Consider the following 22,213-nt stretch of genomic DNA (forward strand, 5'->3'; position numbering starts at 1 on the left):
TCACGGAGAGGGCTGATGCTCCTGAAGCCATTGGCGGACCGAGCTGGCGTGTCGGCGGCTGACGGTCAGGCGATGGGTGACACCCCTGAGTTCCAGTTCGTTGTAGCCTTCTTGGTTACGTCGAAGCGCCTGAATGAATCGGGCACCCACCAGCGTGTGTCGGTGGATCCGCAGCAATTGCTCAGGGTAGGCTTGTTCCAGTTCTTTCAGCGTGTAGTCACACACCGTTTCGCCGCGACTGTGATGAAGCGTGACGTATTTCTGGTCGGCCTCGCAGTAGTGAATGTCGGCCAGATCAATCAATTCAGTGCCACGATGAGTGCGAACAGCAATCTGCTCGTTGGATGTCTCCGGCTCGCGATTTAGAGCCTGAAGCTGCACGCGGTTGATCTTCCCGGCCCGGGCCAGGGCGTCGGCCAAGGCTTCTCGGCGCACCGGTTTCAGTAGGTAGGCTACGGCCTGCACCTCAAAGGCCTGAATGGCGTAGTGATCGTAGGCGGTGCAGAAAATGACGGCTGGCGGGTTGTTTATCTGGCTCAGTTTTTCGGCCGCCTGCATGCCATCCAGTCCCGGCATGCGAATGTCTAGCAACACGATGTCGGGCTCAAGTTCGGCCACTTTGTGCAGAGTGTCGTTGCCATCGGCGGCTTCACCGCACACCTGATAGCCATCGTGGTGCTCCAGCAAACGCTGCAAGCGTTGGCGGGCAAGCGGTTCGTCGTCAGCGATGAGGATGCGCTGTGGTGCTGTACTCATGATGACTTTGTTTTTTCTCTTTGGCTTTGTTGATTGGCGGTCCGGCGCGGCAAACGCAGGGTGACGGTGTACGTATCGTTCTGCTGGCTCTGCTTGAGTATGGCAGGTTCCCCAAACAGCGCTTGCAGGCGTGCTCGGGTATTAGCAAGCGCGACCCGATTGCCCTGGTGCTGTCGTTGTTCGGACTCGGGCTTGGGGTTTTGCACCATCAGGTAAACAAAATTCCGCTTTGCATAGGCTTCAATGCGAACCGTGCCGCCTGTCGCCCGCGGTTGAACGCCGTGGTAAATGGCGTTTTCTACCAAGGGCTGCAGGGTAAGTGGGGGGATGGCCTGTTGGTCGAGGCCGGGCTGTATTTGCCACTCGAGATTGAGGCGCTCCCCCAGTCGCAATGCTTCAATGGCCAGATAACGTTTGCACAGCTCCAGTTCACGTTGCAAGGGCACCAATTGATCGTCGGTGCGAAGGCTGGCGCGAAATAGCTCGGATAAATCCAGTACCGCCTCTTCGGCCCGGTCCGGGTTGCTGGCGATCAGGCTGGCGATGGTGTTCATGCTGTTGAACAGGAAGTGGGGTTGAATTCTGGCCTGTAGCGAAGTGAGACGCGCCTGCATCTCTGCCTCGGTTTGCTGCTGCCATTGGTATTGCAGATAAAAATACCGAAGCACCACAAGCGAGATCAGCAGCGCCAGCAGCAGTTTCTTGGCAATGCCTTGCCAGGGCGCGAGCGATTGCTCCGGGTGCAGCACACGGTCAGCAAACAGGCTGAATAACAGCACGTCGAGCAACACGATGATGACGATGATAAACGTAGCGTGGGCAACGCTCCGACCGGACAGCCAGGGCCTGAGCATGCAGATGAGTGCCGCACTGGTGAGCGTGGTCCATTGCACGAACAGCGACAGCAAGCCGAAATAGTTCCAGTCGATCCAGCTGCGCTCGGCTTGCACAATCGCCAGCACCAGCACCAGAAGCTCGCTGGTTACCAGCAGCATGAACACCGCGCGGACCCGGCATAAATCGGGCACGAAAAAGTTTGCGGTGCTGGATGCTCGTAAGGAGTTGCTCGGTTTCAGGGAAGTCTCCTTAACCCGGGTCGGAATGTTATACTGCCCAAAATTTCATTTACCCACGGCCGGCCTGATGATGCCGGGCTATCAGCAGGAAAGATAGACCATGACGGATCAGAAAAAACCTGACCAGACCACATCCTCCGAAAAACCTTGGGGCGGCCGCTTCAGTGAGCCGACCGATGCCTTCGTCGAGCGCTTCACCGCGTCGGTGGGTTTTGATCAGCGCCTTTATCACCATGATATTACCGGCTCCATTGCCCACGCCACCATGTTGGCCAAAGTGGGTGTGCTGACTGACGCCGAGCGTGACCAGATCATCGAAGGCTTGAAGGGCGTCAAAGAAGACATTGAGGCAGGCCGGTTTGAATGGTCGGTAAGCTTGGAAGATGTGCACATGAACATCGAAGCCAAGCTGACCGAGCGCATCGGTATTACCGGTAAAAAATTGCACACAGGCCGCAGCCGGAACGACCAGGTGGCCACGGATATCCGCCTGTACCTGCGCGATGAAATCGACGTGATTGCCGAAGAACTGACGCGTCTCAGATCCGGCCTGCTGGATCTGGCCGAGCGTGAAGCGGCCACCATCATGCCGGGCTTTACTCACCTGCAAACCGCCCAGCCGGTGACTTTCGGCCACCACCTGCTGGCGTGGTACGAAATGCTGGTGAGGGATGCCGAGCGTCTGCAAGACTGCCGCAAACGTGTGAACGTCATGCCGCTGGGCGCGGCGGCTCTGGCGGGCACCACTTACCCGATCGACCGCAATATGACGGCAGAACTGCTGGGCTTTGATCGCGCCTCGGAAAACTCGCTGGATTCCGTCAGCGACCGGGATTTCGCCATCGAATTCTGCAGCTTTGCGTCCTTGCTGATGACCCACCTGTCCCGCTTCAGCGAAGAATTGGTGCTGTGGACATCGGCCCAGTTTGATTTCATCGATCTTCCGGATCGTTTCTGCACCGGTTCTTCGATCATGCCGCAGAAGAAGAACCCCGACGTGCCGGAACTGGTACGTGGTAAGACCGGCCGGGTGAACGGCCATCTGATCAGTTTGCTGACCTTGATGAAAAGCCAGCCGCTGGCTTACAACAAGGATAACCAGGAAGACAAAGAGCCGTTGTTTGATACCGTGGACACGGTCAAAGGCTGCCTGAAGGCCTACGCCGATATGATCCCGGCGATCAAGGCGAAAGCGGATAACATGCGGGTGGCCGCCAAGCGCGGTTTCTCGACCGCGACGGATTTGGCGGATTATCTGGTCAAGAAAGGGGTGCCGTTCCGCGATGCCCACGAAATTGTCGGCAAGTCGGTGGCGTTTGGTGTTGCAGAAAACCGGGATCTGTCGGATATGACTCTGGAAGAACTGCAGCAGTTCTCTGACGTAATCGGCGAAGACGTATTCGAGGTGCTGACGCTGGACGGCTCGGTTCAGGCCCGTGACCACTTGGGTGGTACCGCGCCCAATCAGGTGCTGGCCGCCGTTGCCCGTGCAAGGGCCGCACTTTAAGCCGTAAGTGCGTGCAGGAATACCGGTGCCATAGGAGGGCCGGTATTCCGTTACCCGCCAATTCGCCCGGTGCTTAAATCCACCACCGCCGGCGTGAGATCCTCCAGCGGCTGAGGCCGTGCCAGCCGGTAACCCTGTCCGAAATGAATGCCGAGCGAACGCACTTTGCGAAGCGTTGCGTCGTTCTCGATAAAGGTGGCAACGGTTTCTTTACCGGTTGTTTCGGCAATTCGATGCAGGGCATCCACCATGATTTGTTGCACCGGATCGTTTTCCAGCTGGTGCATCACCCGTTTGTCGAGTTTGATGATATCGACCGGCAGATTAGCCGCCAGACTGTAGCTTTCCACTGAGGCGCCCGCACCTTCCAACGCCACCCGGCAACCAATCTGGTGCAGTGAATCACAGAGCACCGCCACTTCGTCGGGGTACCGTGTTGCGTGGGACTCGCGAATTTCCAGGCAGAAGCAGCTGGCAGCAAAGGGCGTCAGGGCCACTGCCTGTTCCAGAAAGTCGGTAAAGGTGTCATCCAAAACCGAAGCCAGAGACAGGTTGAACCCGCAATATTTCAGGCGTGGCACCAGCAAGCGATGCTGGCTGAGCCAGGCCAGAGTTTGCCGGATAACCTGCCGATCCAGCATTTTAGCCAGATCGTAGCGTTCGGCCACCGGCAGAAAATGCTCGGGTTTGAGCAAGTCGTTATCCGGGCCGGCCGGAATGCGGCACAATATTTCAACGTGATCGCCCCAAGTTACACTGGCAACCGGTTTCAGTGCCTGAAATTCCAGCACCAAAGTTTCATCCTCCAGCGCCTGACGCAGCTGTTGCAAGCGCCGCTCGCTTCCGGTGTCGCTCTCCTTTTCCGTCGGTAAAGCGTGCGCGGTGTGAATTCGGTCCCGGCCAGAGGTTTTTGCGGTGTGGCACAAATCAGCGGCCTGGCTTAGCAGGATATCAGGCTGCTCAGGGGCGTCTTTGTCGATGATCAGCAGGCCGCCGCTGACCGTGGTCTGGAGCAGGGTTCCCTGCCACTCAAATTGAAACCGGGCAATTTGCTCGCGCACTTCATCGGCGATCGTTCGGGCTCGGGATTCCGGACAATTTTCGATAAACAGGGCAAAGGTATCACCGCCCAGACGGGCGAGTGCGTCACGCTTTCGCACACGCAGGTTCAGTGTGCTGGCAAGCTCTCGCAGGTAGCGGTCACAGGTGCCTGTGTCCGCGATCTTGTTGAAACCGTCAAAGTCGTCAATGTCGAGAAACAACAGGCTGTCGACTAACTGACGTTTGTGCCGATGACTGATGGCCCGCTCAAGGTGGACGCTGAAAGCACGGCGGTTCATCAGGCCGGTGATCGGGTCATGACGCATGCGATGATCGCCGCCGCTGTTATGCATAACCCGATCGCTTATGTCTTTGCCAATGCGAACGGCACCGGCCACTTCGCCGTTGTCGTTGTGAATGCGCTGAAAGTGAAGCTCGAACAATGAGGACGACGCGCCGTCACCGAACAGCGGCATCTCGGCCACGAAACGGTCTCGTTCAAACGCTTTCTGCCACAAGCTTTCCATCAATCGACGCTCATTGGGGAAGTCGTTAAGCAGCGATTTCAGGTTATCCCCCGGCTGAGGTTCCAGGTTGAAGGCGGTCCTGAAGTGTTGTTCCCAAACCTCATTGAAGTAGAGCAGGTTAAAGCTCGTGTCGATCGCCAGTACCAGGTCGGGGGTAGCGCTTGCTGTGGCTTCGAGCAGGCGCTGAGCTTGTTGTTTTTGCTCATCGTGGCGCATGGCGGAACTGTGATTGACGAGTACGCCGCCGAGCCTGTGAATCTGCCCGCCACTTTTAAGAGCTTGGCCGGTAAGTGTGGCCCGCATCAGGCGTTGGCTGCTGGTGATGATCGGCAGCTCAATGCTGAAGGGTTGGCCCGAGCGCATACACCGGCGAATCAATGCGCGGACCCGGTTCTGATGTGACTGGCAGTAGAACAGCGCTTGCTCGGGGGAGAGATCGGTGCCCACCCGTAGCTCCAGCAGCCGGAACATGGCGTCAGACCAGAACACGTCGTTGGAGGCTACGTCGAGTTCCCAATAGCCGAAGCTTGCGCTGCGCTCTGCCAACCCGAAGAGACGCCCGTCCATTTGCTGACTGTCTTTGAGGGTGATGGACGCGAGGGTTTCAGAGGGGCTTTTGAGCGTTTCGAGTCTCAAGCCAAGTGAAGCGGTGAAGAAGAAGCCTTCTTTGTGTTTGAACGTCACCAGCACGGTCTGCCCGTTGGCTAATCGGTGCCGGTGGGCGGGCGCGAACGGATCATCCTGACGAGAGGCCAGAATGTGTTGTACGGTCAGGTGCGTGAGTTCGCTGGCATGGTACCCGAACATGGCTTCCGCATACCTGTCCGCGAGTGTAATGCGGCCGTCAACGTCCACCCGCAGCAGCGTTGGGTGGATGGCAGGTCCGGAAGGGTCCGGGCGATAGCGTTGGATCAGGAACTCTTTCAAAACGCAGATGCCTCATGATGATCTGCCGATACCGGAATCCGACCGGGACCGGGTGTTCTTGTGGTTGTTTGGCTGAGTGACTACGAACTGCTCATCATACTGGCTATCCGGATGAAAAAAACCTCTTGCTCAAGGTGTTGCCCGGATAAGGCGCTGACCTCGCGGTACGGGAGGGGACTCGGGTATACTTCGTCTATTATTCACGCAAGGGTAAACGTATGCAGACGAAGAAAGCGCTCCGGTCAGGCTCTGTGACTTTGTGCCTGCTGGCCATGTTGGTTGTGAGTGGCTGCGGGCAGAAAGGGCCGCTGTACCGGGAAGCGCCGGTGGCAGTGGGCGTTTCCGAGGCCGCGTCGGGCCGGGCTGAAGCAGGCTCTGACGGGCGCGATAGCGATCACGCGGCGCGCTGACGTTTACCTTACCTAACGAGTTCAGGAAAAGAATGGATCATTTCAATTACCGCGATGGCGAGCTTTACGCCGAAAATCTTCCGGTTGCCCAGATTGCCGAACAGTTCGGTACCCCGGCTTATGTGTATTCACGAGCGACGCTGGAGCGACACTACCGGGCATATGACGATGCGCTGAGCAATCGCCCGCACCTCGTGTGTTATGCCGTAAAAGCCAACAGCAACCTGGCCGTACTGAATGTGTTGGCCCGGCTCGGCGCCGGTTTTGATATCGTTTCGGCCGGCGAGCTGGAGCGGGTGCTTCGGGCTGGAGGCGATGCCCGCAAAGTTGTGTTCTCCGGGGTCGGTAAACAGGAGTGGGAAATGAAGCGCGCGCTGGAAGCCGGTGTGCGGTGCTTCAATGTGGAGTCCGATACCGAGCTTGATCGCTTGAACGCGGTGGCCGGTGAACTGGGTGTGAAAGCGCCGGTTTCCTTGCGGGTAAACCCGGATGTGGATGCCGGTACGCATCCTTACATTTCCACCGGGCTGAAAGAAAACAAGTTTGGTATAGATATCGCTGAAGCGCCTCAGGTCTACGCTCGTGCGGCCACCCTGCCGAACCTGGATATCAAAGGTGTGGATTGCCACATTGGTTCCCAGTTGACCACTGTTTCCCCCTTTCTGGACGCGCTGGATCGGGTGTTGGCGCTGGTTGACGCTCTGGCCGAGCAGGGCATTAACATTCGTCACCTCGACATGGGTGGCGGGCTGGGTGTGACTTACGATCAGGAAACCCCTCCGGAGCCTTCCGAATACGTGAAAGCCTTGTCCGAGCGCATGGGTGACCGCGAACTGGAGCTCATTCTGGAACCCGGCCGCTCGATTGCCGCCAACGCCGGCATTTTGCTGACCAAGGTCGAATTTCTGAAGTGCACCGAGCACCGCAATTTCGCCATTATCGATGCCGCCATGAACGATCTGATTCGCCCGGCACTGTACAGCGCCTGGCAGGCAATCGTGCCGGTCAAGCCGCATAACGACGGTGAAGAGAAGATCTGGGATCTGGTGGGGCCGGTTTGCGAAACCGGTGATTTTCTCGGTAAAGATCGGGCGCTGACTCTCAAAGCGAACGACTTGCTGGCGGTTCGTTCCGCAGGCGCCTACGGTTTTGTTATGGCATCCAACTACAACACGCGCAACCGGCCGCCGGAGCTGATGGTTGATGGCGATCAGGTGCATGTCGTTCGCCGCCGGGAGACGCTGGATGAACAGCTGGCCCCGGAAAGTTGCTTGCCGGAATGAGCGGGGAGCCAGACATGACGCAGCAAAGGCGGGGACAAGGCCCGTTGCTTCGGTTCACCAAAATGCACGGGTTAGGCAACGATTTCATGGTGGTGGACGCCATCAGCCAGCAGTTTCGTCTGCGCCCGGAAATGATTCGCGATCTGGCTGACCGGAATTTCGGCATTGGCTTCGACCAGTTGTTGGTGGTTGAGCCGCCGGGTTTGCCGGACGTTGATTTTCGGTACCGGATTTTCAACGCGGACGGCTCGGAAGTGGAGCAGTGTGGCAATGGAGCGCGTTGCTTCGCCCGGTTTGTCCGGGACCAGCGCTTGACCAACAAGCGCGTGATTCGGGTGCAGACCGCGAAAGGCATCATCGAGTTGAGAGTCAGTAAAGACGGACAGGTGATGGTGAATATGGGCGTGCCGGAGTTGAATCCACCGGCGATTCCGTTTGCCGCCAATTGCCAGAAAACCGTGTATACCGTGGATGTTGAGGACCAGACGGTGGAGCTTTCAGCCGTGTCGATGGGCAATCCCCACGGTGTTCTCGTCGTCGAGGATGTCGATTCCGCACCGGTGCCTATCTTAGGGCCGTTGCTGGAAAAACATCCGCGTTTCCCGGCCCGGGCCAATATTGGCTTTTTGCAGATCGTTGACCGAAGCCATGCCCGTTTGAGGGTGTTTGAACGAGGCTCGGGTGAAACCCTGGCCTGTGGCAGCGGCGCCTGTGCCGCTGTGGTGGCGGGACGTTTGCGCGGTTTGCTGGATGAGCGGGTAAAAGTAGACCTGAGAGGCGGCCCTCTGGTGATCGAATGGCAGGGTGAAGGGACCCCTGTTATGATGGAAGGGCCCGCCACAACGGTCTTTGACGGCCAGTTGCGGCTGCCGGGAGACACACCGCCGCGCCGACGGAAAAGCTCAAGAACGCATAAAAACAGGGCCTGACGGTTCAGGAGAACGTGATGACAGAACAAACGGCCCGCCAGAAGGCCGGCGAACTTACCCCGGAGCAGGTTGCGGATTATCTTCGCGCCAACCCCGATTTTTTTCTTGACCAAGACGAGCTGCTGCGCAGTTTAACCCTGCCGCACGCCAGTGGCCGCGCAATTTCGTTGGTTGAGCGTCAGGTCCATTTGTTCCGTGAGCAACGGGACACCTTGCGCAGCGAGATGATGGAGCTGGTTTCGATTGCTCGTCATAACGACCGGCTGTTCGAGAAGAGCAAACGACTGTTGATGCAGGTGATTGAAGCCAAGAATCTGCAGGACATGGCATCGGCCATCGATGACAGCATTCGCGGAGACTTCGGTCTGGACGCCGCCACCATTCTGCTGTTTGGTGATGCCAACAAGTTGGGCCAGTCCCACGGTGCCTTGCACATTGTGGGCAAGTCTCAGGCCGAGCAGCGACTCGGTGCCTTGTTGGACGGTGATCGGGCCGTGTGTGGCCAGTTCCGGGAAAGCGAACGCGCCTTTTTGTTCCCGGATCGCGACGAACCAATCGCCTCGGTGGCACTGGTCCCGCTCCGTTATGAGGGGTTGGTGGGTGTTTTTGCGGTGGGTAGCTGCGAGCCGGGGTATTTCGACCAGAGCATGGGGTCGCTGTTTTTAAGCTATATCAGCGACACGCTCAGCCGCTTGCTGCCTCCGGTATTGAAACGTCATGGTACAGATGCCGCAAAAGTCGCCGAACTAAGTGTGGAGAGTGGTCAAGGGTGACCACCACCTGCTCCGACGGCCAGATGCCAGAGGCACTTTCAGTGCCTCTGGCAGGTTTTGTTAATCACCTATCCTCTGAAAAACGCCATTCCCCCCGTACCTGCGAACATTATCTCCGCGATTTACAACGCTTGTCTGCCTGGCTTACCAGTGTTGGCATCGAGCAGTGGGCACAGGTGACAAGTCATGATGTGCGCCGGTACGTCGCCAATCTGAGTAAAGCCGGGCTTGGTGGACGAAGCATTGCCCGACACCTTTCGTCTATTCGTCGGTTTTACCAATTCCTGCTGCGGGAAGGGCTCGCAAAAGACAATCCAGCTCTGGATATTCGCGCACCCAAAAGTGGTCGGCGCCTGCCAAAAGTGGCCGATGTCGATCAGTTGAATCAGTTGCTGGACGTTAACCCGGATGATCCGTTGGACGTGCGCGACTTGGCTATGTTTGAGTTGATGTACTCTTCCGGTCTTCGGCTATCAGAATTGGCCGGACTCAATCTGGAGGCTCTGGATTTGGCCGGCGGAGAGGTTCGGGTTTTGGGTAAAGGCAGTAAAGAGCGGGTGTTGCCCGTGGGTGCGAAAGCCGCCAGCGCGATTCGTCGGTGGCTAAAATGCCGCGCGCAGTTTGTAGCTGACAGTGAATCCGCTATGTTTGTTAGTCAACGGGGCGGCCGCTTGAGCCGGCGCAGCATTCAGGCGCGTTTGGCGCGCTGGGGTACGGTGCAAGGCGCGGACCAGCGACTGCACCCTCATATGCTTCGACATTCGTTTGCCAGTCATATGCTGGAATCAAGCGGCGATTTACGGGCGGTGCAAGAACTGCTGGGGCATGCGGACATTGCAACGACTCAGGTCTATACTCACTTGGACTTTCAACATCTTGCGCGGGTTTATGATCAAAGCCACCCCCGGGCTCGTCGGCGAGCGGCTGCTCAAGCACTCGACTCTGACACGGAATCAGCCGGCTAATAACGGAGCATTGCATGGCATCGGAGCAATCCTGGAAGAAAAAGTACCAGCAGTTATTAAAAGAAGCTGAGCAACAGGAGCGTCAATGTCGCGAGCAGCGAGAGCTGCTTGAACGAATGCTGATACGAACCACTGTGGCTTCAGAGGGCCAGCGCCCCGAGCTTGATCACTTGCTGAGTCGGTTGCGGGCGGAGCTGCGGCGAAAAAAACTGGACGCCGAAGCCTGGTGTCGCTTGCAGGAACAAATTGACCGTCAGATCGCGTTACTGGATGGATGGCCAAAGCAAGCGCCGAATGAAGCCTCTGAGCGTAAACCGAATGGGGCGGTGGCTGACGATGACGGTATTGATATCTCTGATCGGGATCACCGTTTGCTCATTGCCCGGCGGGTAGGGCAGTTGCTCAATCAGGTTTTGGAGCAGGTGACACTCGAACCCGATGCTGAGGCTAAAGCCAAAGAGCTTCAGCAAACACTGCTGAGCAGCATTGATTGGAGTACGTTACGGACAAGTCTGGAGTCTGTATCTGAGCTTTTAATCAAAGCGATCACCCGCAATCAGCGTGAACTCGAGGCTTTTTTGAGCCGGCTCAACAACCGCTTGGAAACCTTGCGTGAGCATTTTGCCCAGCAATCCGAATCCAATTCGTCACGGAAGGACGATCGGGCCACCCTTGATCAGGAAATTCGTCAGGAAATCGAATTGGTCAGCGAAGATATTCAGGGCAGCCAGGATTTGGACACGTTGAAACAATCGGTGGGCCAGCGCCTTGACCAGATTGCGAATGCCTTGAGCCGGTTTAAAGACAAAGAAAATAAACGCGAACGCCTGCTGGCGGAGCAGCTCGAATCCATGCAGCAAAAAATGGCCGCGATGGAAGCAAGTTCCGAGCAAATGCAGGTACAGATTCGTCGAGAGCGCGCCCGTGCTATGACCGATATGCTGACCCAGCTTCCCAATCGCGAAGCCTGGCAAGAACGGCTGCATTTCGAGTTCAGCCGCTGGCAACGCTATGAGCATCCGCTCACGGTCGCTGTGCTGGACATTGATTTGTTCAAGCGGATTAACGATACCTACGGCCACAAAGCCGGTGACCGCGTGCTGCAGTTGGTTGCACGAGAGTTGCAGGGTCGATTACGTACAACCGATTTCATCGCTCGAATTGGTGGGGAAGAGTTCGGGTTGCTGCTGCCGGAGACCCGTATGGACGAAGCGGTTTCGGTCATGAACAAGCTCAGGGGCTATGTCGAGAAATTACCATTTCATTTTGGCGGAAATCCGGTCAGCATTACGTTTTCTTCCGGCCTGGCGCAGTTTGTCGCAGGCGACAATCAGGACAAGGCGTTTGAGCGAGCAGACAGGGCTCTTTATCGGGCCAAGGCAACGGGCCGTAACCGGGTTGTTGCTCATTGATGTTTCACATTCGTCGCACCGAGAGGGCATGTAGTGACGCTTTTTTTTCAGCTCGTGTTGTTTCTGTTGGTAAGCTTTTCGACCACAGCGGCGCAAGCTGACCCGCCACAAGAATCCCCCTCCCCCGTGCTTGGCCTCGAGGATCTGATGTGGCTCGAGGAGCTCGATGCCATCAGAGTCGGCGTTCGGCAAACCCAGATGCCCCTGATTTTCGACAGCGGTAATGGCCAACTGGTGGGCCTGTTGGCGGACTATCTGGGTTTACTGTCCAAAAAACTCGACCTGCCGGTTGAACCCTTCATGCTGGATGAGCAGGAGCAGCCTGCTGATCTGGTGCTCACTACGCGTGTACCGGGCGCGCCGGTGATTCCGGGCCTGCGCCATACCACGCCGATCATGAGTCTCACCTACGGTGTTTTCGTGAATGCCGGAGATGCCGGTTTCCGCACATTGACCGATCTGGAGTCGGCCAATGTTGCCATTATCGGCGACGATCCCAACCAGTTTCCTTTGCTCGACCCGGTGAATAACTTTACCCCTGTGCCGGTGGAAAATCTGGGCGAAGCCATCAGTCAGGTGCTGGCCGGTAACGCCGATGCGTTTTTGGCTCCGGTACCGGTGGTATCCGACTATCTGGAATCGACGCTGGTTAACGGAATCGGGTTGGCGGTGCTGTTGGATAACCGGCCGGTGGATGTCGTGCTGCAAGTGCCAACCAAGGAGCATCAACTATTCCGAGTGGCGGATCGCGCGGTCATATCGATTAGCCATAACGAACATCGGGAAATCCGGCAGGCCTGGTTGCAAGGTGATGTGCCGATGCTGGAAGGTCGCGGTGTAGCTTTGACTGCGGCGGAAAAGTCCTGGCTTGATAAAAATCAGGGTCTCAAAGTCGGCTTGCGCAGGGATTGGCCACCGTTTGAATTCCAGCAGGACGGCCGGCCGGCGGGTTTGGTTGCCGATTTGGTCGGCCGGCTGGAAGAAAATTTGGGGATCCGGTTCAGCAAGAAGATGATGGACACCCGTGCTTCCGCCGAAAATGAGTTGAAGGAGGGTACCGTCGATATTCTGCCCGGATTGTCCCGAACGCCCCGCACGGAGCAGGAATACCTGTTTACCCGGGCCTACGTAACCGTGCCCATCGCTTTGGCGATACGTGACAGCGGCCGGTTTATCGGCGATTTGCGGGAGCTGCGTGACGAGAAAATTGGCGTAGTTAACCGTCAGGCCAGCCACGACTACTTGCTGATTAACCACCCGGATCTTGATCTCTACCCGCAGGACACCGTCGCTGATGGTTTGCTTGCGTTGTCGAACGGTGATCTTGACGTGATGGTGACCCATATCCCGGCGGTTAGTTACACGGTTGCACGGTTGGGATTGTCCAATCTCAGAATCACCAGTATCACACCTTATCAATACGATTTGCGTTTAGCGGTGCGCAAGAGCAACCCGGAGCTGCACCGGATTCTGAACAAGGCTTTGGGCAGTCTGCCTGAATCCGAGGGCGAGGCCGTTTACAACCGCTGGATTCACCTGGACATCGAACAAGAAACGGATTACACGGTGGTACGGCGGATCATTCTGATCGCGATTGTCGTTGTGCTCATCTTCCTGTATTGGAACCGCAAACTATCGCTGGAAGTCGATGAACGCATCCGCTCTGAAAATGCGCTGCGGCGGAGTGAGGATGAGCTGCGAGCCGCCAAGCTGGAAGCTGAGCGATTAGCCCGGGAAGCCGAGCTGGCCAACCGCGCGAAAAGCGAGTTCCTGGCTAATATGTCCCATGAAATCCGAACGCCAATGAATGCGGTAATTGGCTACAGCGACTTGCTCTATAACTCGGTAACTGACCCGCAGCAGCGAAATTATCTGAATGCCATCCGTGCCGGCAGCCGCAGCCTTCTGATGTTAATCAATGACATTCTGGACCTGTCCAGAATTGAAGCGGGCAAAATGCGCTTGGATTTTGCTCCAGTCTCGGTGCGTCGCTTGTTAAGCGACGTTCGCCACATCTTTGATCTTCGGGCGACGGAGCAGGGCATTGCGCTGGAAGTCAGTGTGGGTGCGGGGTTGCCGTCTGCGATGATGCTCGATGAAACCCGGCTACGGCAGGTATTGTTTAATCTGGTGGGCAACGCCATCAAATTTACTCACCAAGGTGAGGTAACCGTTCGTGTGGTCGCCGAACTCCTGGATGAGCCGGACGACCGAGACGGAGATGCTCGATACTACCGAATGGTGGTGACCGTAACGGACACCGGCATCGGTATTGCTCCGGACCAGCAAAGCCGCATTTTTGATGCTTTCGAGCAGCACGAAGGGCAGAGTTCGAGACGCTACGGTGGTACGGGTCTGGGACTCGCCATCAGTCGCAAGCTGGTGGAAATGATGGGAGGCGAACTGACACTCGAAAGTGAGGCGGGAGTCGGATCGACATTTACCATTGTGTTGCCCCGGGTTGAAGCCACCGGGGAAGAGGCCGATGACGAGGGCGCACCGGAGGAGTCGGAACGATTGCTGGCTCAGACCATGAGCATGCAGGAGCGCGGTTGGCTCCGGGAAAGCCTGGCAAGAGACTTCGGTAATGAATGGCAAGACGTTCGGGAGAGCGGCGACCCGGAGCAAATGAAAGAATTTGCGTTGAGAATTATCGAGTGGGGGCAGCGCCATCGTTCACTGTCGGTTACCCGTTACGGTGAAAAGCTGTTGGCAGATGTGGAGGCGTTCAATCTGGATGCGGTGAATACGGCACTGGAGGCGTTCCCCCGCATACTGGGGCAAAACTGAGGCGATTACAGGCAATCGAACTGGGATTGCCGATCAAAGGCCACAGACACCATATCGTAGCCGGAATCTGAAAGTGACTGCATCAGCTGCTGGTCACCAAACAGGGTCATGCAAACCTTGTGCACCTTCGCTTGCAGTTGCTGTGCCGATGGCATGGCGCCTTTAAAGCGAAAATCCACAACCAGGTATTTGCGGTCAACATCGGCACTTGCGGGGATGTCCTCGCGCTCAACGCTTTCATAGCCTATATAGGCCGCTTCGGTGTTTGGAAACACCTGTTGCATGAGAACGTCCAGATTTCCTGCTTGCACATGGGGACTTGCCGCGCCAGTCAGTAGCGCCCAGCTCAGAGCAAAGGTTCGAATTCGCATAGGCTTTTCTCGTCAGGCAATAAAAGCGATACCGTAACCAAGTGTAAGTTTTGGTTACAATTGATTATTGCAGAGAGTGTCGGTTTTTGCCGTATAAAGCTTTGGAATTTTTCAATTGTTTGCATTGCTGACACAATCAGGGCGTGCCTTGCCGCGCGCGTTGTACTGAGCCTCTCTCCAGCTGGAGTGTTTTCAGCTATGATAAAACCGAGCATTCTGAAAAGAACAAATGAGGTAACGTCATGTTCCAGCTCGTATTCAAGGGCGAATGTACGTCAGGCACGGATCTGCATACCGCCCGCGCTAACGCCCAGGCGTTGTTCAAGGCCAGTGTTGAACAACTGGACCGCATGTTCAGTGGTCAGGCGGTGGTGATCCGTAACAAGCTGGACCAGGAACAAGCCGAGAAATACCAAGCGGTACTCAAGAAACATGGCATGGTGGTGTATGTGCAGCCGATGGCCGTTGCTGGTGCACAACCTGCAGCATCGCCCAGAAAGGCTGTGGCCGAATCGAAGCCTTCATCGCCGGAAGAGGCGAGGGTTTCCCGGGCAGCGTCCGGCAACGGGCCGAAAGTGGAGCCTGGTGACCGTTTGCCCGTCGCGGGTGAAAAAGTGGATGAGATTCTGGCCGGCTCCGATTTGAGTCTGGATCCGGTCGGGGTCACGCTGGCGGAGCATCAGGAGGTCGAAGCCCCGATGTTTGAACATCTGGATGAGTGGAGCGTCGCACCCCCGGGGTCTGACCTGGGAGTGGAGCGGGAAATACCACCTTCCATCGTGCCGGATACCTCTCATATATCGTTGGTTGACGATGACAAATCCAGCTAATGCGCACTGAGCTATTTTGAACCATTCATACAGACTTCTCGTCCTGCTTGCCGTCGTGATGGCGTTTTCTGCGTTGCCAGCTTTGGGGGCTGCCTCGGAACCTCGCCCGAAAGTGGGTTTGGTGCTGAGCGGTGGCGGAGCCAAAGGCATGGCACATGTGGGGGTGCTAAGGGTTCTGGAAGAAATGAAGGTGCCGGTGGACATGGTGGTCGGTACCAGCGCAGGCTCCGCGGTGGCTGCGTTATACGCTTCCGGCATGTCGGTTGATGAAATTGAACAGCGTTTTATTGATCTGGACTGGCTGTCCAGTTTCAGAGATGACCCGGGCCGTGCCTACAAGCCAGTGCGACGTAAACAGTCCGATTGGCGATTGCCTATCACGCCGGGAATCGGTGTTGATGTCGAGGGTGTCCGGGTTGGTGGGGGCTTGGTCACGGGCCAGAACCTGGGCCTGATTCTGAACGAGCTCACCCGCAATGCTGCACTGGTAGACGACTTTGACCAACTCCCCATCCCGTTTCGCGCGGTCGCGACGGATCTGGAAACCGGCGTCGAGGTGGTCATTGATAGCGGCAATCTGGCGGAGGCCATTCGCGCCAGTATGAGCATTCCCGGTGTCTACGCGCCGGTTGAACGTGGAGGCCGTTTACTGGTCGATGGCGGGGTGGCGAACAACTTGCCCGTCAGTGTGGCCCGGGATATGGGGGCCGACATCATCATAGCGGTAGACATCACAGACCCATTGCTGAAGACCGATGAGATCAAGGAAGCGTTTTCGGTAGTGGGTCAGCTAACCACCCTCCTGACCCGGCGAAATACGGAAGACCAGCTCGCCTTGATCACTGATAACGACGTACTTATTCGGCCCAAATTGGAAGGTTATGGCTCAGCAGATTTCTATGACGGTCCGGTGCTGTTTGAATTGGGGGCTACCGCCACTCGTGAGCACGCGGTAGAACTTAATCGTCTGGCAGTGCCGGCGGAAGAGTGGCAGGCTTTCCGAGCGGGTTTGGAACAGCGCGCAGAGACTGCCGGCAAAGTCGCGCGAATTGAGTTCAAGGCCGGGCGCCGATTATCCACAGACTTTTTGAAAGAGCGGATACGCCAGAAAGCAGGCGAGCCTCTGGATATTGAACAACTTGAGTCTGACCTGAAACGAATCTACGGGTTGGGGTATTACGAAACCGTGTCCTGGTCGTTGAGGCCCTCGAGGCAGGGGCCAATTCTGGATATTCAAGCGCGAGAGAAACGCTGGGGTCCTAACTACTTGTCTTTTGGTCTGAACTACGAAGATAACTTTGATGGGGCCACCCGCTTTAATCTGGCGTCCGGGCTCCGGATGACGGAACTCAACAGTCTGGGGGCAGAGTGGCATACGGGTGTGCAGTTAGGCACAGAGCCGTGGGTGCGCACCCAGTGGTATCAGCCGCTGGATTTTGGTTACGAGCGATTCGCGGTGATCGGCCTGGAACACCAGCGGGATGAATACAGTGTATACGAGGACGGCACCCGAGTTTCCCAGATCGATGTCACCCTGAGCAAAGCGGATATCGCCATTGGTATGGAATTGGGTGGCGATGGCGAAATTCGAATTGGTTATGTTCGGGGTTCTGCAAAGGTGGACGACCAGGTTGGCGCGCAGGTTGCGCCGTCGGGCCGTATTAATCAGGGCTATGTGAACGTGCAGCTGGTGCACGATTCGCTCAGCGATGCCTTTTACCCCAAATCGGGGGGCTTTGCGGGCATACGGGCGCGTTTTGAGCGTAATGACTTCGGGTCCGACCGAAACTTCGATTCCATCACGGGCATGTTGCTGGGAACCACCAGTTGGCAACGGTTCAACGTCACCGGCCTGTTGTTCACGGAACAGGTGATCAGCGGCGAGTCAGGGATCGAGAACGCCGCGCGTCTCGGTGGATTCAGACGGCTGTCGGCCTATGCGGCCGGAGAGCTAAGTGGCAACGACGCCGCCCTGGCTGCAGCCTATGCCCGAAGGGAGTTCGGTGGCCCGTTCATGCCTTGGTTTGCAGGTGTCGGCTTTGAAACAGGTAACACCTGGGACCAGATCGATGATGCGCGTTGGAATAATCTGGTTCGTTCGTGGAGTGTGTTTGCCGGTGTGGATACGTTCGTCGGCCCGGTTCAGTTTTCTGTTGCATACAACAACGAAGACGACTGGACGGCTTACATGAACATCGGCTTTTCGTTTACCCAGCTGTTCTACTGAGCTAAAGCAGTCAATACTTGCTGGCATTGTTGCAGGGCATAGCGATGCAGAATATTCGTCAGAGCTTGCTCATCTCGGGCTTTGATGGCTTGGATGGACTGCTCCATATGGGCAAGATTGTCTTCAATCACCTGTTTCCCACCGTGGCGAAAGGCCACAAAGGCACACCGTTTTGCCGACGGCCACAAATCGTCGATTGCAGACACAATGAAGTAGTTGTCAGCGTAAGCCAGCGATGCCTGGGTGTACTCGATGCCCAGCTCCAGAAACGCTAACAAGTCGTTTTCTTCGTAACACCGCTGCATCTTGTCGCGCAGCGACTCCAGCCGCTCCATATCCTCTGGTTGCCACTGCCTGACCAGTTTCCGGCCCGTGTGGGTCAGGTACAGCTCCAGCGTTTCATACAAGCTGTGCACGAAATGGTCATCCAGTGTGGTCACGAACGCGCCTTTGCGCGGTACGTTTTTCACCAGATGCCGTTTTTCAAGCAAGAGCAGGCCTTCGCGCACAGAGCCTAGGCTGACATTCAGCTCTTTGGCCATGGCGCTTTCGTAAATCCGTTCGCCCGAGCGCAGTTGCCCGAAAGCAATCAGGTTCTCGACGTGGCGGGCGACTTGTTCGGTCAGGGTTTGTTTCGGCTTGAATGCGTTCATGTACGTGCTGTGGTTACTTCAAATGTGGTCAGGGGAGTCATATTCGCATAAGCCCTAACTGAGAACCAGTTCAAAGCAACGGCGCCAGCAGGCGAACGGTTCGGCACCATAAGCGGAACAGCAGGGATCGGTCTTCATAATCACTTTCGGTCATGAGTCGGCAGTGCTTCAGGTCGTCTTCCAGCATGGCTTCCACTTCTTGAATAAACGCGGGGCTGGTATTGATCGCCATGATTTCAAAGTTCAGGCGCATCGAGCGGTTATCGAGATTGGCGGTACCAATAGACGCATAGCGTTCGTCCACCAACACCACTTTTTGATGCATGAAGCCGGGTTGGTAGCGATAGATTCCGATGCCGGCCTGGCGGGCCTGAATCAGGTAAGAGTACGCGGCCACTCGGATGAGAAGACTGTCAGACTTTTCGGGGATCAGAATCCGAACATCCACCCCGCGTAACGCCGCCAATTGAAGCGCATTGATGATTTGAACGTCGGGCACGAAATAAGGCGAGGCAATCCAGATGCGGGTTCGGGCATTGTTGATGCTGTTCAGGAAAAATAACGCACAGGTCTCCCAGGTATCTGCCGGCCCGGTCGGCAGTACCAGCACTTTGTCGTCGCCCGGGGCGTTAAAACTCGGGCACCAATCGAGCTCGGGTTTGGTGTCGCTAGCCCAGTTCCAGTCTTCCAGCCATGCCAGTTGCAAGCCGGTCACGGCCGGGCCTTCGATTCGGCAATGGGTGTCGCGCCACGGTTCCTGATCCATGGCGGTTCCGAGGTACTCGTCACCGAGATTGATGCCACCCACGAAACCCGTGACGCCGTCACACACCAACAACTTCCGGTGATTTCGGAAGTTGATCTGGAAACGGCGGCGGCGAATGTTGCCTTTGCCAAAGGACGCCACTCTGGCGCCGGCATCCGCCAACTCTTTGAGCCACCGGCGCGACAGCGAAAGGCTGCCGATATCGTCGTACAGCAGCCACACTTCCACGCCTTCGGCCAGCTTGCGTTCCAGAATCGTTTTAATGCGCTGGCCAACACGGTCGGAGCGAACGATGTAAAACTCCAGCAAAATATAGTGTTCGGCGTCTTCCATGGCCTGGAAGAGGGCGTCGAAAGTGGCTTCGCCATCCTTCAGCAACGTGACCTTGTTGTCGCTGGTAAACGGCTGACGGCTTAGCTTGCTCAGCACTTGCAGCTCGTCGGCGAAGTGCTGTTGATTCGGGTCTGGTATCGAGGTGGTCTGGCGTTCGAACTCTTCGAGCAGGCCGCTCAGCGCTTTGTTGCCCGAGCGCCGCGCTTTCATATAACCGCCAAACCGATAACGGCCGAACAGCACGAACAGTGGCACGGTTACGTAGGGCAAGGCAATCAGCGTGGTGATCCAGGCGATGGCGCCTTGAGTTGTGCGGTACGTCAGCAGAATGCGGTAGATACAGGCCAGGGCAGCCAGATAAAGCAGCCCGAGCGGGATCGCCAGTAAGGTGAAGGAGTCCTCGGTCATGGGGGGCTGTCCTTGTGTTCGGATCGAAATTGGGCGGGTGCAACGCCGGTCCAGCGTTTAAATGCACGACTAAAGGCACTAAGTTCCGAAAAACCAAGCAGAAAAGCAATCTCTCCCAAAGCGTATTGATCGTTGGCTACGTATCGGAGCGCTTTATCCCGGCGGACTTGCTCCACCAGATCCTGAAAGCTTAATCCCTCTTTCTTTAATCGGCGATAGAGGGTTTGTCGGCTCATGTGGCATTGGCGGGCCAAGGTGTCGGCATCAATCTTGTCGGTTGCCATCTGTCGGGAGATCAATCTTCGCACTTTGCGGCTGAAGGAACGGCGGGTCTGCAGTCTGGCCAAGACCGCATTGACCTGTTTCAACACCGCGGAATACACATAGGGGTTGCGGTGAGGGATGGGGTGGTCCAGATGCTCGCACGAGAAGGCGAGCCGGGTGACGCCGCAGCCGAAGACAACCGGGCCGCCGAACAATTTTTGATATTCCTTGGCATAAGAGGGCTCTGGATGAGCGATTTCAGTCCAATCGGCCCTGAGGCCCTTGTGGATAAAGTGGCGGGTTCGACAAATAGCAGCGGCCAGTGTGCGATCCATGTCGAGGCGAGAATAATAAGCCGGATTGTCGGGCTGCCAGGTCAGAATCGCCTGATTCGGTGTTTGCTCGAAACTCAGCGTGACCGATTCGTTAATCAGCCGGTACAGGCGAACATACTGGATCACGGCTTCGCCCAGGGTGTCACAGTTAAAAAATACGTGCCCCACCAACCCCATGCGTTCGGGGTCGATAACCTGACCCGCATGCAGGCCCACGCCGGGATCACCGGTCAGCCGTTCCGCGAGCTCCCAAAGGCGGTAATGAGTGGTGGCGGGAATGCGCAGATCGGGATCTTTTAGTGTGTTGAGTTGAAGGCCGGTTTCACGCGCTATCTCTGCTGGATTCAGAAGTCCTCTGGTTTCCAGATAATGCACCAGCGCGAGTGTGCTGGAAGCCGCAACCTGCGGGATATCGTCGTTGTCTGGATGGTTGGTCATACCAGGGCCTGAATTCAGTCGTGTTTGTGAAAAGTGTTACGAAATGTCAAGTGAATGGCACGGCGCGTCAACGGCCGAACACTGTTATGACGATAGCATGTGTGACATCAGGTTGAAGTAACCGAAAGGTCATAGTGGAGGGATTGTATGCAACAGGAAATTTTTGTACCCCATAGCCAAAGTGAACGTGAAAACGTTATGGCTCTGGCAGAGTATCTTGGCGGTATTTACTACTGCTAAGCATTCAGGCGTACGGACGACATGGTTATAGCCGGGCTACATGCCCGGCTTTTTTGTGGCTGACCACCTGAAACAATTTGTTCTTGCCCCGATATCTGGCGATGGTAGTGTAGTTGGCTACATTCTATGAGCCGGAGACTGCCCCACAATGAGTGTTGAACTGAATCACCGGATATCCGGGCAAGGTGAACCCTTGATCCTGCTGCACGGACTGTTTGGTTCGCTGGAAAATCTGGGTGGCGTGGCCCGCCGCCTGCAAGACGACTGGCAAATCCATAGCCTGGATCAGCGCAACCATGGCAGCTCTCCCCACACGGATGAGATGAATTATCCGTTGATGGCTTCGGATGTGGTGGCCTATATGGATGCCACCGGCATCGAAAAGGCCCACCTGTTGGGCCACTCCATGGGGGGGAAGGTCGCCATGCAAGTGGCATTGCAGTACCCCGAGCGGGTGCAGACAACCATCGTTGCGGACATTGCTCCGGTCACCTATCCGCCCCGGCACGATGCCATTCTGGAAGGCCTGAAAAACCTCGATTTGCGGGGCGTGAAATCCCGGAGTGAGGCAGACAGCCGCTTGGCCGAGTATGTTGAGATACCGGGCGTGCGCCAGTTTCTGCTGAAAAATCTGGAGCGCATTCCCAAAGAAGAAAACACCGACGACGAACGCCTGTTCCGCTGGCGTTTGAATCTCCCGGTCATTGACGCCAGTTACAGCAACCTTGCTGCCGCCCCGGAAGGCAATGGTCCGCATGATGGCAAGGTTCTGTTTATCAAAGGGGCGGATTCCGCCTACATTCAGACCAAACATCAAGACACCATCCAGCGTCTGTTCCCTAATGCCGAGCTCAAGATTATCGAGGGAACCGGGCATTGGTTGCATGCAGAGAAAGCGGATACCTTCGCCAACTTGTGTCGGGAGTTTCTGGCTCAGTGACCGCTGGTCGTC

Annotated in this window: 18 protein-coding genes; 11 read left to right on the plus strand and 7 right to left on the minus strand. The window is 56.5% G+C overall.

Going from position 1 to position 22,213, the window contains the following annotated elements; genetic code table 11:
* The gene (locus Q9245_RS10255; protein ID WP_305897043.1) at positions 1-756 is read right to left on the minus strand and encodes a LytTR family DNA-binding domain-containing protein; all 756 of its coding nucleotides are present in this window, start codon (positions 754-756) and stop codon (positions 1-3) included.
* Positions 753-1,751, minus strand: a complete 999-nt coding sequence (locus Q9245_RS10260) for a sensor histidine kinase (RefSeq protein ID WP_305897200.1) — start codon at positions 1,749-1,751, stop codon at positions 753-755. The genes Q9245_RS10255 and Q9245_RS10260 overlap by 4 nt, the downstream gene beginning before the upstream one ends.
* Positions 1,752-1,932: 181 nt before the next feature.
* On the opposite strand from Q9245_RS10260, the gene argH reads away from it, so the two are divergent.
* Positions 1,933-3,339, plus strand: coding sequence for an argininosuccinate lyase (gene argH / locus Q9245_RS10265; protein ID WP_305897044.1), 1,407 nt, complete (start codon positions 1,933-1,935; stop codon positions 3,337-3,339).
* A gap of 50 nt (positions 3,340-3,389) precedes the next feature.
* On the opposite strand, the gene Q9245_RS10270 is transcribed toward argH, so the two are convergent.
* A complete protein-coding gene (locus Q9245_RS10270) occupies positions 3,390-5,834 on the minus strand; it encodes an EAL domain-containing protein (protein WP_305897045.1) in 2,445 nt (814 codons plus the stop codon).
* A gap of 218 nt (positions 5,835-6,052) precedes the next feature.
* Here Q9245_RS10270 and Q9245_RS10275 point away from each other — a divergent pair, with 218 nt between their 5' ends.
* The 7 genes from Q9245_RS10275 to Q9245_RS10305 all read left to right on the plus strand — a co-directional run bounded on the left by Q9245_RS10275 (position 6,053) and on the right by Q9245_RS10305 (position 14,396).
* Positions 6,053-6,244, plus strand: a complete 192-nt coding sequence (locus Q9245_RS10275; RefSeq protein WP_305897046.1) for a lipoprotein — start codon at positions 6,053-6,055, stop codon at positions 6,242-6,244.
* 32 nt (positions 6,245-6,276) lie between these two features.
* Positions 6,277-7,527 carry a diaminopimelate decarboxylase gene (gene lysA, locus Q9245_RS10280; protein ID WP_305897047.1) on the plus strand — a complete coding sequence of 417 codons (1,251 nt, stop codon included), beginning with the start codon at positions 6,277-6,279 and terminating at the stop codon, positions 7,525-7,527.
* Between the two features lie 14 nt (positions 7,528-7,541).
* Positions 7,542-8,456, plus strand: coding sequence for a diaminopimelate epimerase (gene dapF / locus Q9245_RS10285; RefSeq protein WP_305897048.1), 915 nt, complete (start codon positions 7,542-7,544; stop codon positions 8,454-8,456).
* A gap of 17 nt (positions 8,457-8,473) precedes the next feature.
* Positions 8,474-9,229, plus strand: a complete 756-nt coding sequence (locus Q9245_RS10290) for a DUF484 family protein (RefSeq protein WP_305897049.1) — start codon at positions 8,474-8,476, stop codon at positions 9,227-9,229.
* A gap of 23 nt (positions 9,230-9,252) precedes the next feature.
* Positions 9,253-10,194 carry a tyrosine recombinase XerC gene (xerC, locus tag Q9245_RS10295; protein ID WP_305897201.1) on the plus strand — a complete coding sequence of 314 codons (942 nt, stop codon included), beginning with the start codon at positions 9,253-9,255 and terminating at the stop codon, positions 10,192-10,194.
* Positions 10,195-10,208: 14 nt separating this feature from the next.
* Positions 10,209-11,606, plus strand: a complete 1,398-nt coding sequence (locus Q9245_RS10300; RefSeq protein WP_305897050.1) for a GGDEF domain-containing protein — start codon at positions 10,209-10,211, stop codon at positions 11,604-11,606.
* A gap of 147 nt (positions 11,607-11,753) precedes the next feature.
* Positions 11,754-14,396 (plus strand): ATP-binding protein, encoded by a 2,643-nt coding sequence (locus tag Q9245_RS10305; protein WP_305897051.1) that lies wholly within the window; start codon positions 11,754-11,756, stop codon positions 14,394-14,396.
* A 5-nt stretch (positions 14,397-14,401) separates the two neighbouring features.
* Here Q9245_RS10305 and Q9245_RS10310 read toward each other — a convergent pair whose 3' ends face one another.
* The gene (locus Q9245_RS10310; RefSeq protein ID WP_305897052.1) at positions 14,402-14,767 is read right to left on the minus strand and encodes a hypothetical protein; all 366 of its coding nucleotides are present in this window, start codon (positions 14,765-14,767) and stop codon (positions 14,402-14,404) included.
* Positions 14,768-15,009: 242 nt separating this feature from the next.
* Here Q9245_RS10310 and Q9245_RS10315 point away from each other — a divergent pair, with 242 nt between their 5' ends.
* Together Q9245_RS10315 and Q9245_RS10320 are read left to right on the plus strand one after the other, a co-directional pair.
* Entirely contained in the window at positions 15,010-15,597 is a 588-nt protein-coding gene (locus tag Q9245_RS10315; protein ID WP_305897053.1) for a hypothetical protein, read from the plus strand.
* A 58-nt stretch (positions 15,598-15,655) separates the two neighbouring features.
* Positions 15,656-17,824 carry a patatin-like phospholipase family protein gene (locus tag Q9245_RS10320; RefSeq protein ID WP_305897202.1) on the plus strand — a complete coding sequence of 723 codons (2,169 nt, stop codon included), beginning with the start codon at positions 15,656-15,658 and terminating at the stop codon, positions 17,822-17,824.
* Here the strand turns inward: Q9245_RS10320 and Q9245_RS10325 are convergent.
* The 3 genes from Q9245_RS10325 to Q9245_RS10335 form a co-directional block, all read right to left on the minus strand.
* Complete coding sequence (locus Q9245_RS10325) at positions 17,818-18,477, minus strand: GntR family transcriptional regulator (RefSeq protein ID WP_305897054.1); 660 nt, start codon at positions 18,475-18,477, stop codon at positions 17,818-17,820. The two genes, Q9245_RS10320 and Q9245_RS10325, sit on opposite strands and share 7 nt — an antisense overlap.
* 70 nt (positions 18,478-18,547) lie before the next feature.
* Positions 18,548-19,984 carry a cardiolipin synthase gene (gene cls, locus Q9245_RS10330; RefSeq protein ID WP_305897055.1) on the minus strand — a complete coding sequence of 479 codons (1,437 nt, stop codon included), beginning with the start codon at positions 19,982-19,984 and terminating at the stop codon, positions 18,548-18,550.
* Positions 19,981-21,021 carry an AraC family transcriptional regulator gene (locus Q9245_RS10335; RefSeq protein ID WP_305897056.1) on the minus strand — a complete coding sequence of 347 codons (1,041 nt, stop codon included), beginning with the start codon at positions 21,019-21,021 and terminating at the stop codon, positions 19,981-19,983. The genes cls and Q9245_RS10335 overlap by 4 nt, the downstream gene beginning before the upstream one ends.
* Before the next feature lie 388 nt (positions 21,022-21,409).
* On the opposite strand from Q9245_RS10335, the gene Q9245_RS10340 reads away from it, so the two are divergent.
* Entirely contained in the window at positions 21,410-22,201 is a 792-nt protein-coding gene (locus tag Q9245_RS10340; RefSeq protein ID WP_305897057.1) for an alpha/beta fold hydrolase, read from the plus strand.
* Positions 22,202-22,213 lie beyond the last annotated feature (12 nt).

The sequence above is a fragment of the Marinobacter sp. MDS2 genome, from assembly GCF_030718085.1.
Classification (GTDB): domain Bacteria; phylum Pseudomonadota; class Gammaproteobacteria; order Pseudomonadales; family Oleiphilaceae; genus Marinobacter.